The organism is Streptomyces sp. 17_S59 (assembly GCF_056930295.1).
The window spans coordinates 2,313,297-2,325,130 of the sequence record NZ_JBXOWD010000001.1; the positions used below are offsets into that span (position 1 = coordinate 2,313,297).

Annotated in this window: 1 protein-coding gene; it reads left to right on the forward strand. The window is 70.9% G+C overall.

The window, feature by feature from the left end; translation table 11 throughout:
• The first annotated feature begins 21 nt into the window (after positions 1–21).
• Positions 22–11,694: an amino acid adenylation domain-containing protein gene (locus tag AC1Z4A_RS10165; RefSeq protein ID WP_483677563.1), complete on the forward strand. Its 11,673-nt coding sequence runs from the start codon at positions 22–24 to the stop codon at positions 11,692–11,694.
• The last annotated feature ends 140 nt before the right edge of the window (positions 11,695–11,834 follow it).

Sequence of the window (11,834 nt, forward strand, 5' to 3'; positions counted from 1 at the left end):
ACGATGACGAAGGAAAACGCGATGAAGAAGTCAGGGCTCGAGGACGTCCTCCCGCTGTCGCCGATGCAGCAGGGACTGCTGTTCCACTCGATGTACGACGAGGACGGATCCGACGTCTACGCCATCCAGCTCAACTTCACCATCGAGGGCGAGCTGGACACCGAGGCTCTCCGGACTGCCGCCGAAGGCGTGCTCCGCCGGCACTCCAACCTGCGAGCCGGGTTCCGGTCGCGCAAGAGCGGAGAGCCGGTCCAGGTGATCCCTCGCCAGGTAGAGGTGCCGTGGACCGAGGTGGACCTCCTCGCGCTGCCCGAGGAGGAGCGCGAGCAGGAGCTGGCCAGGCTGGTCGCCGAGGACCGGGCCCGGCGCTTCGACCTGGCCCGGCCCCCGCTGGTGCGCTTCACCCTCATCGCCACGGGCCGCAACCGGCACCAGTTCCTGGTCACCCATCACCACATCCTGCTGGACGGGTGGTCCTTCGCCCGGGTGCTGGGCGAGCTGTTCGAGCTGTACGGCACGAAGGGCGACGACTCGGGCCTGCCCCGGGTGACCCCGTACCGCGAGTACCTCTCCTGGCTGGGCCGTCAGGACCGCACGGCCGCGGAGGCCGCCTGGCGGCAGTCGCTCGCCGGGCTCGACGAGCCCTCGCTGATCGCTGCCGGTCAGCAGTCGTCGCGCAGCCGCGCACGGCACCGGGTGGAGCTTTCGGCGGAGCAGACCGCCGCGCTCGCCCGGGCGGCCCGTCAGACGGGGGTGACCGTCAACACCGTGGTCCAGGTCGCCTGGGCAACGGTGCTGGGCCAGCTGATCGGGCGGGACGACGTGGTGTTCGGCGCCACCGTCTCCGGACGCCCCGCCGACATCCCGGGCATCGAGTCCATGGTCGGCCTGTTCATCAACACCCTGCCCGTACGCGTCAGGCTCGACCCCACCGAGACGCTGAACGGCCTGCTGAGCCGGGTGCAGGACGAGCAGTCCGAACTCATGCAGCACCAGCACATGGGCTTGAACGAGGTCCAGCGGCTGGGCGGACACGGCGAACTCTTCGACACGATCGTTGTCTTCGAGAACTTCCCGGTCGACGAGCAGAGCCTGCAGAAGTCGTCGGGTGCACTCGGGATCGTGGCCGGCGAGACCGACGACGCCACCCACTACCCGCTCACGATCGCCGTTCTCGTCGGCGAGACCATGGAACTCCGGATGGACTACCAGCCGGAGGTACTGGATCCGGCGCTGGTGACGTCCCTTGCCGACAGCCTGGTGCGCTTGCTGACCACGGTCGACCACGACGCCGACCGCCCCGTGGGCAGCCGTCGGCTGCTGTCGCCGGAGCAGAGCGCAAGGCTGCTCGCCGAGGGCACCGGAGCCCCGCTGCCCTTGCCCGAAGGCCAGACGCTGCACGGCCTGCTGGAACTGCAGGCCGCTCGCACCCCGGACGAGACGGCACTGGTGTGCGGTGCCGAGCGGCTGACGTTCGCGCAGCTCAACAGCCGCGCCAACCGGATCGCCCGGCTGCTGGTCGAGCAGGGCGCGGGCCCGGAGCGGCTCGTCGCCCTGGCGCTGCCCCGCTCGGCCGACCTGGTCGTGGCCCTCTTCGCCGTGCTCAAGTCCGGCGCCGCCTATCTGCCGCTGGACCCGGAGTACCCGGCCGAGCGCATGACCTACCTCTTCGAGGACGCCGCTCCGGCGAGCGTGATCACTCTCGCCGGCATTGCCGAGGGGCTTCCCGGGACGACGTCCGGGGTTCCGCGCATCCTGCTCGACGCCCCCGACGCCGAGGCACGGCTGACCGCCCTGCCCGATACGGACCTGGAGCAGGCCGAGCGCATTGCTCCGGTGGCGGCCGGCAACCTCGCGTACATCATCTACACCTCGGGGTCGACGGGCAGGCCCAAGGGCGTCGTGGTGTCCCACGCCAACGCCGTGAGCCTCTTCCACAGCCAGCGCGAACAGCTCTTCCGGCCCGGATCGCAGGCCCTCGGCGGACGGCCGGTGCGGGCCGGACTGACCGCGGCGTTCACCTTCGACGCGTCGGTGAACGGGCTGATCTGGATGCTGGACGGCCATGAGCTGCACGTGATCGACGACGAGGTGCGGCGCGACCCGGACCAGATGGTCGGCTACGTACGGGACCAGCGTCTCGACTTCATCTTCTCCACCCCCACCCTGCTGCGACAGCTGCTCGCCGCCGGGCTGATGGATGCCGCTGCGCACCGGCCGCGCCTGCTGGAGATCGGTGCCGAGGCGACCGATGAGGCGCTGTGGCAGGAGATGCGCGATCTGCCCGACGTGGCCGCGTACAACTACTACGGCCCGACCGAGTGCACGGTGGTCACGCTGTGCTGCCCGTTCGAGGACAGCACGAAGCCGCTCATCGGCTCCCCGATGAGCAACACCCGGGCGTACGTCCTCGACGGACAGCTGCGGCAGCTGCCGCCGGGCGTGGCGGGCGAGCTCTACATCGCGGGACCCAACGTGACCCGCGGCTACCGCGGCCGCCCCGACCTGACCGCCGAGCGGTTCGTGGCCGACCCGTTCGGCCCGTCCGGCGAGCGGATGTACCGCTCGGGCGACGTGGTCCGCCGCACCGCGGACGGTCTGCTCGAGTACCTGGGGCGCGCGGACGACCAGGTGAAGATCCGGGGCTTCCGGATCGAACTGGGCGAGGTCGACGCAGTGGTCGCCGGGCACGAGTCGGTCGCACAGAGTGCGGTGGTGGTCCGCGAGGACAAGCCCGGTGTCAAGCGTCTGGTCGCCTACGTCGTCCCAGCGGCGGGCACGGCCACGGACACCGACGCACTGCGCGCACATGTGACGGGCCTGCTGCCGGACTACATGGTCCCGTCCGCGTTCGTCGTTCTCGAGACGCTGCCCGTGACCGCCAACGGCAAGCTCGACCGCAGGGCCCTCCCCGCCCCCGACTTCAGCGGTGAGACCTCCGGCCGGGGTCCGCGCAACCCGCGCGAGGAGACCCTGTGCGCACTGTTCGCGGAGGTCCTGGGCCTGCAGCGGGTCGGCATCGACGACAGCTTCTTCGAGCTCGGCGGCGACAGCATCATCTCGATCCAGCTCGTCAGCCGTGCCCGCCGCGCCGGGCTGGTGTTCACGCCGCGTGACGTCTTCCGGAAGCGCACCGTCGAGGCGATCGCTGCAATCGCACAGGACGTCGACGATGCGAAGCGCACCGACGTGTCTGCGGACAGCGGCATCGGCGCGGTTCCCCTGACGCCGATCATCCACCATCTGCGGGAGAGCGGCGGACCGGTGGACGGCTTCAACCAAGCCATGGTGATGCAGGTTCCGGGCGACTACGACCTCGGCCACCTGACCACTGCGCTGCAGGCGGTGCTGGACCACCACGACGCGCTGCGGCTGCGACTGGCCCGGCCGGCGAACGGCGAGTGGGCACTGGAAGTCACGCCCAAGGGCTCCGTCCGCGCGGCGGAGCTGATCCGACGGGTCGACGCGACCGCCGTGTCCATGGCCGACGAGGCACGCCAGGCTCAGGAGCGCCTGGCTCCCGACGCGGGGGTGATGCTTCAGGCCGTGTGGTTCGACTCGGGCCCCGATACCGCCGGTCGGCTGCTGCTGACCGTGCACCACCTGGTGGTGGACGGAGTGTCCTGGCGCATCCTGCTGCCGGACCTCGACGCGGCCTACCAGGCCGTTGCCGCCGGCCGCACGCCCGACCTGGAGCCCGTGGGCACGTCCTTCCGCAGCTGGGCCCAGGGGCTGGCGGAGGCCGCGTCCTCCGAGGCGCGTACGGCCGAGCTGGACATCTGGACGTCCATGCTGCGCACCGAGGACCCCCGGCTCGGCGCCCGGCCCCTCGACCCGGCCCGCGATGTGATCGCGACGTCCGGGGGCATTTCCCTGTCGCTGCCGGCGGCGACCACGGGCGCACTGCTGTCCCGCGTCCCCGCAGCGTTCCATGCGGGCGTCAACGACGTCCTTCTGACCGGCTTCGCCCTGGCGGTGTCGGACTGGCGGCGACGCCGCGGCCTGGACGCGCCCGGCGTCCTGATCGACCTCGAGGGACACGGCCGGGAGGAACTGGTGCCGGGCGCCGACGTCTCCCGCACCGTAGGCTGGTTCACCAGTCTGTTCCCGGTGAACCTGGACCCGGCCGTGGCGGCCGACGAGTGGTCCGGGGTCTGGTCCGGCGGACCGGTCGTCGGCCGGGCCGTCAAGGCGGTGAAGGAGCAGCTCCGGGCACTGCCGGACAACGGGGCGGGCTACGGTCTGCTGCGCCACCTCAACCCGCGCACCGCGGAGGTGCTGGCGGCCTTCCCGTCCCCGCAGCTCGGCTTCAACTACCTCGGCCGGCTGGGCGATTCGGCGGACGAGGGCGACGACTCGGGCATCGGGGGCGGCGCCGACCCGCAGATGCCGCTGCACCACGTGCTCGAAGTGAACTCGGTGGCGCAGGAGACGGCCGACGGGCCTTCTCTGCTCGCCAACTGGACCTGGCCGCTGGAGCTGTTCGGCGAGGACGACGTGCGGGACCTGGCCGAGACCTGGTTCCGGGCGCTGGAGGCCATCGTCACCCATGCCGAGCATCCGGACGCCGGTGGTCACACTCCGTCCGATCTCGCCCTGGTCACACTGGCCCAGAGCGAGATCGACCGGCTGGAGGCGGACCAGCCGCGCTTCGACGACGTACTGCCGCTGGCCCCGCTCCAGCAGGGCCTGCTCTTCCACGCCGTGTACGACCAGCAGGGCCACGACGTCTACACCTTCCAGTCGGCGATGGACATCCGCGGGCCGCTGGACCGTGAGGCGCTGCGGCTCGCCGCCGCCGCCCTGCTGAGCCGTCACGCCAACCTGCGGTCCGCCTTCCGCACCCTGGACAGCGGCGAAGCCGTGCAGGTGATTCCGGCCGAGGTCGAGCTGCCGTGGTACGAGACCGACCTCAGCGACCTGCCGGAGGGGCGCCGGGATGCCGAGCGGGCCCGCATCCTCGACGAGGACCGCAACCGTCGTTTCACCATCGGCACTCCCCCGCTGATCCGGTTCACACTGATCACGCTGGCACCCGACTGGCACATCTTTGCGATCACCAATCACCACATCCTGCTGGACGGTTGGTCGTCGCCCATCCTCCTGGGCGAGCTGTTCGAGCTGTACAACCGGCGGGGGGACGACTCGGGCCTTCCCCGGGTGACCCCTTACCGCGACTACCTGGTCTGGCTGACCCGGCAGGACCGCGCCGCGGCCGAGGCCGCCTGGGCCCGGGCGCTCAGCGGCATCACCGAGCCGACGCTGCTGGCGCCGGTGGACCCCCGCCGCAGGCCGGTGGCACCGGAGCGGATCTCCCGGATGCTTCCCGGGGCGACGGTGACGAAGCTCCGCGCCACGGCACGAGAGCTGGGCGTCACCCTGAGCAACATGCTGGGGCTCGCCTGGGCCGTCACACTGGGCCAGCTCACCGGCAAGGACGACGTCGTGTTCGGCATCACGGTGTCGGGGCGGCCGCCGGAGGTCCCGGGCATCGAGTCCATGGTGGGCCTGTTCATCAACACCCTGCCGGTCCGTGTGCGTCTCGACGTCTCCCAGCCGCTGAGCAGTCTGCTGGCCCGGCTCCAGGACGAGCAGACCGAACTCATGCCGCACCAGCACCTGGGACTCGCCGACATCCAGGAAATCGCCGGTCTGCGCGAGCTGTTCGACACGGCCGTCGTGCTGGAGAGCTTCCCCTTCGACAACGACGAACTCCAGGAGAAGGTCGGCGACCTCCTCGTGCGCAGTGGTGAGCCCGAGGACTCCACGCACTACCCGATGGGCGTGGCGGCGATCCCGGAAGGTGACGGACTGCTCGTCAGGGCCGACTACCGGGGCGACGTCTTCGACCGGGCCACGGCCGAGCGGATCGTCGGCACCCTGGTGCGGGTGCTGGGAGAGCTGGCTGAACGGAGCAGCACGCCGCTCGGGCAGCTGGAGCTGCTGTCCGAGGCCGATCGGCGGCAGATCCTCGAGGACTGGAACGACAGCGCGCGGGACATCACCCCGGTGCCCTTCGCGCAGCTCTTCGAGAACCAGGCGGCCCTGACCCCCACCGCTCCCGCCCTGGCGTCCGCCGACGTCACGCTGACGTACGAGGAGCTGAACTCCCGTGCCAACCAGCTGGCGCACGTTCTCATCGAGCGGGGTGCACGCCCCGAGCAGGTGGTGGCCCTGGCGCTGCCGCGGTCGGTGGACAACGCCATCGCGCAGCTTGCGGTGACCAAGACCGGGGCGGCCTACGTCCCGATCGACCCGGACTACCCGGCCGACCGCATCAGCTACATCCTCGGGGACTCGGCGCCCGCGCTGCTGGTGACCGACTCCGAGCACGCGGCCCGGCTGCCCGGGGACGTCCGCGTCGAGCAGGTGCTGCTCGATCGCCTGGACCTCTCCGGCCTGCCGCAGGACAACCCGGGCGTCGTGGTGAAGCCCGTCCATGCCGCGTACGTCATCTACACCTCCGGTTCCACCGGCCGCCCGAAGGGCGTCGTCGTCACCCACCACGGTCTGGCGAGCTTCTCCGTCACGACGCGCGAGCGCTTCGACGTGACCGCCGACAGCCGGGTGCTGCAGTTCGCCTCCCCCAGCTTCGACTCGTCCGTGGTCGAGTACCTGATGACGTACACGGCCGGTGCCACGCTGGTGGTGCCGCCGCCGGGGCCTCTGGGCGACGACGTGCTGGCCAGGGTCCTCACCGATCAGCAGGTGACGCATGCCGTCATCCCGCCCGCGGCACTGGCGACGGTGGAGCCGGGCGACTTCCCGGCCTTCCGGTCGCTGGGGGTCGCCGGTGAGGCCACGTCCCCCGAGCTGGTGGACCGCTGGGCCGCGGGCCGCCGGATGGTCAACGGATACGGCCCCACCGAGTCGACCATCGGCACCACCATCAGCCGGCCGCTGGCGGTGGGCAGCGGATCGCCCACCATGGGCCGACCCGTGATCAATACCCGGGTCTACGTCCTCGACAGCCGGCTGCGGCCCGTCCCGGTGGGTGTGCCGGGCGAGCTGTACGTCACCGGTGCCGGCCTGGCCCGCGGCTACCTCGGCCGCGCGGGGCTGACCGCCGAACGCTTCGTCGCCTGCCCGTTCGGCGCCCCCGGGGAGCGGATGTACCGCACCGGGGACCTGGTGAGCTGGCGGCCCGACGGGGAGCTGGACTTCGTGGGCCGGGTCGACGACCAGGTCAAGATCCGCGGCTTCCGGATCGAGCTGGAGGAGATCCAGAAGGTCCTCGTCACACATCCGGCGGTGAACCACGTCGCCGTGGTGGCCCACGAGCACCGGCCGGGCGACAAACGCCTGGTGGCCTATGTGGTGCCGGCCGTCCCCGGTGCGGATCCGAATGTGGCCGAGCTGCGTGCCCATGTGGGCGGTGTGCTGCCCGAGTTCATGGTGCCTTCGGCCTTCGTCGCCCTGGACACGCTGCCCGTGACCACCAACGGAAAGCTGGACCGCAAGGCCCTGCCTGCTCCCGAGTTCGGCAGTGCCGCCGGTGGCCGACGTCCGCGCAACGAGCGCGAGGAGCTGCTGTGCCGGCTCTTCGCCGACGTACTCGGCCTGGAGCAGGTCGGCATCGACGACGGATTCTTCGATCTGGGCGGGCACTCGCTGACGGCTACCCGTCTGGTCAGCCGGATCCGTACCGAACTCGGAGTGGAGCTGGCGGTCCGCACGGTCTTCGAGGAACCCACGGTCGCGGAGCTGGCGGTCGTCCTGGACTCGGCCGACGGCTCACGCCAGGCACTGACCGTGATGGAGCGCCCGGACGAGGTGCCCCTGTCACTGGCCCAGCGCCGCCTGTGGTTCCTCAACCGCTTCGAAGGGCCGAGCCCGGCCTACAACATCCCGCTGAGCATGCGCATGCTCGGCGAGGTGAACGCCACGGCCCTCGAGGCGGCCCTGGGTGACGTGGTGTCCCGGCACGAGAGCCTGCGGACGGTGTTCCCCGACTCGGACGGCCGGCCGCGGCAGGTCGTCCTCCCGGTGGAGGAGGCGACACCGCAGCTGAAGGTGGTCGACGTCACCGCAGCCGACCTGGACCGGGAGGTCGGCGCCGCAGCACACCAGGGGTTCGATCTCGCGCACGAGCCCCCTCTGAAGGCGTCCCTGTTCCGGGTGTCGGAGGATGACCACGTACTGCTGATCGTGGTGCACCACATAGCAGGCGACGGCTGGTCCATGGCACCGCTCTCGCACGACCTGTCCAGCGCCTACGCAGCGCGTCTCGAGGGGAAAGCACCCGACTGGCAGCCCCTGCCCGTCCAGTACGCCGACTTCACCCTGTGGCAGCGGCAGGTGCTGGGCGACGAGAGCGACCCCGGTAGCGCCATGGCCGGACAGCTGGAGTACTGGCGCAGCGCGCTGGCCGGCATACCCGAGGAACTGCCGCTCCCCCTGGACCGGCCGCGCCCCGCGGTCGTGGACTACCGCGGCCGGTCCATTCCGCTGGAGATCCCCGCCCGCGTCCACCGGCAGCTGGTGGACCTGGCGCACGCCTCGGGCGCGAGCGTGTTCATGGTCGCGCAGGCGGCGGTGGCGGCTCTGCTGGGCAAGCTGGGGGCCGGCGAGGACATCCCGATCGGCAGCGTGATCGCCGGCCGTACCGACGAAGCCCTCGACGACCTCGTCGGCTTCTTCATCAACACCCTCGTCCTGCGTACGGACCTCTCCGGCAGCCCGACCTTCCGCGAACTCGTCCAGCGCGTGAAGGAGACCGACCTGGCGGCATACGCGAACCAGGACGTTCCCTTCGAGCGTCTGGTCGAGGACCTCAACCCGACCCGGTCCATGGCCCGGCACCCGCTCTTCCAGGTGATGCTGGTCTTCCAGAACAACGCGACCGGGCGATCGGAGATGTCCGGCACCCGGATGGTCCCGCACCCGGTGGGGATGGAGGTGGCGAAGTTCGACCTCACCTTCCAGTTCGGCGAGCGGTTCTCCGCAGCCGGGGAGCCCGCGGGCCTCGAGGCGTCCATCGAGTTCGCCACGGAACTCTTCGACCAGGCCACCGTCGAGACGCTGGCGACTCGTCTCGAGCACCTGCTGGACGCCCTGACGGGGGATCCGGACCGGACCGTCGCCACGGTGGACGTCCTCACCGCCGACGAGCGGCACCGGGTGCTGGCCGACTGGAACGACACCGAGCACGCCGTCACACCGCTGACGTTCCCGCAGCTGTTCGAGGACCAGGCGGCACGCACGCCCTCGGCCACGGCGGTGACCTCCGCGGACCTGGATCTCACCTACGCGGAACTGAACGCCCGTGCCAATCAGCTGGCCCACGCGCTCGTCCGGCGCGGAATCGGGCCGGAGCGGATCGTGGCCCTCGCCCTGCCGCGCTCGGTGGACATCGTCGTCGCACAGCTGGCAGTTCTGAAGGCCGGTGCTGCGTACCTCCCCGTCGACCCCGACTACCCGGCCGAGCGGATCGGCTACATCCTCCGCGACGCGCAGCCCACCCTGCTGATCACCGATTCCGAGCACGCCGGGCGACTGCCCGGGGACGCGACTGTGCCGCACCTGCTGCTCGACCGGACCGACGTGGCGGAACAGTCGCAGGACAATCCCGCGGTGGCCCTGCACACGGATCACCCCGCCTACGTCATCTACACCTCGGGCTCCACGGGCCGGCCCAAGGGCGTCGTCGTCAGCCATCGCGGCATCGCCGACTTCGCCGCCACCGAGGTGGAGCGGTTCGACGTCTCGGCGGACAGCCGGGTGCTGCAGTACGCATCGCCCAGCTTCGACGCGTCGGTCCTGGAGATCTGCATGACGTACGCGGCGGGGGCCACCCTGGTGGTTCCGCCTCCCGGCCCGCTGGCCGACGAGGTCCTGACCCAGGTGCTGCGTGACGGCGGGATCACCCACGCGCTGATCCCGCCGGCCGCCCTCGCGACCGTCCGGCCCGACGATCTGCCCGCGTTCCGCTCCCTGATCGTCGGCGGCGACGCCACACCGGCCGAGCTGGTGGACCGCTGGGCCGATGGCCGCCGGATGGTGAACGCCTACGGTCCCACCGAGGCCACCGTGATGGCCACCACCAGCGCTCCGCTGGCGGCCGGCAGCGGCACACCGCCGATCGGGCGCCCGATCCACAACACCCGGGTGTTCGTGCTCGACTCGGGTCTGCGACCGGTCCCGGCCGGAGTCGCGGGCGAGCTGTACATCGCCGGCCCCGGCCTGGCCCGCGGCTACCTCGGCCGGGCGGGACTCACGTCCGAGCGGTTCGTGGCCTGCCCGTTCGGCGGCGACGGCGCACGGATGTACCGGACCGGCGACCTGGCGCGCTGGTCCGCCGACGGCCGGCTCGAATACCTGGGCCGCGTGGACAACCAGGTGAAGATCCGTGGCTTCCGGATCGAGCTGGGTGAGATCGAGTCCGTACTGGCCTCCCACACCCGGCTGGCCCAGGCCGCCGTGGTGATCCGGGAGGACCAGTCGGGTGCGCCCGCACTGGTGGCCTACGTGGTCCCGGAGGACGGCGGACAGGCCGACCAGGCGGAACTGCGCCGGCACGTGGCGGCCGCCCTGCCCTCCTACATGGTCCCGTCCGCGTTCGTTCAGCTCGCCGCGCTTCCGGTGACGACCCACGGCAAGCTGGACCGGGCGTCCCTGCCGGCCCCCGACTTCGGGGCGCTGCTGGGTACCCGCGGTCCGCGAAACCCGCAGGAGGAGATGCTCTGCGGCCTGTTCGCCGAGGTCCTGGGTCTGGAGCGGGTCGGCATCGACGGCAACTTCTTCGAACTGGGCGGTGACAGCATCGTCTCCCTCCAGCTCGTCAGCCGCATCCGCTCGGTCCTGGGCATCAAGGTCGGCAACCGCGCCATCTTCGAGGCGCCGACCGTCGCGCAACTCGTCGAGCTGATCGGCGCCGACGCCAACCGCGACGGCTTCGAGGTGCTGCTGCCGCTGCGGGCCGGAGGCGAGAAGCCGCCGCTGTTCGTGGTGCACGCCACGGGCGGCCTGGCCTGGGGATACGGCGAGTTCCTCAAGCAGATCCGTTCCGAGTACCCCGTCTACGGGCTGCAGGCACGCGGATTCAACGAGGGTGAGCCGGTCGCGGACAGCGTGCCGGCCATGGCGGCCGACTACATCGAGCAGATGCGCAAGGTCCGGCCGCACGGTCCGTACCACCTCCTCGGCTGGTCGATGGGGGCACTGGTCTGCCACGAGATCGCCACTCAGCTGCAGGCCGAGGGAGAGGAGATCGGTCTTCTGGTCAACCTCGACCAGGGCCCGTTCGAGGAGTACTGGAACGACATCCACCAGGAGTACACCGAGCAGGTGGTCTTCCGGGCCCTGCTGCTGGTGGCCGGATTCGACATCGAGTCCATCGGTGACGACGTCGTGCTCGAACACGGTGCGGTCATGGAAATGATCAGCAGCCGGGACAGCGCGCTGGCGAACCTCGAGCCTCACCACATCACGGCGTTCGCCAAGGTCATGGAGAACAACTACCAGATCGTGACCTCCTACCGGCCCGACGTGCTCAAGGGCGATCTGATGCTCTTCGTCTCCACGGCCCGGCGGGGTGAGGCGGCGGTGCCGTACCTCGTCGACCAGTGGCGCCCCCATGTGTCCGGTCTGATCGAGACGCACACCTTGGCGGCGTCCCACGACGCGCTGCTGTCCCCCGAGGCCGCCCCGGAGATCGGCCGCCTGGTCTACGAGAAGCTCAAGTCCTGGGGCTGACGGCGGGAATGAGGTCCGCCCCGCACCGGAGGTCATGTCTCAGGGCATGACAGCTTGCTGCCTCACGCCTTGTGGCCGCCTGACGGGCCGCCCTTGGATGAGGTGGAGTGCGGGGCGGACAGGTTGCGGGAGTACCCGAT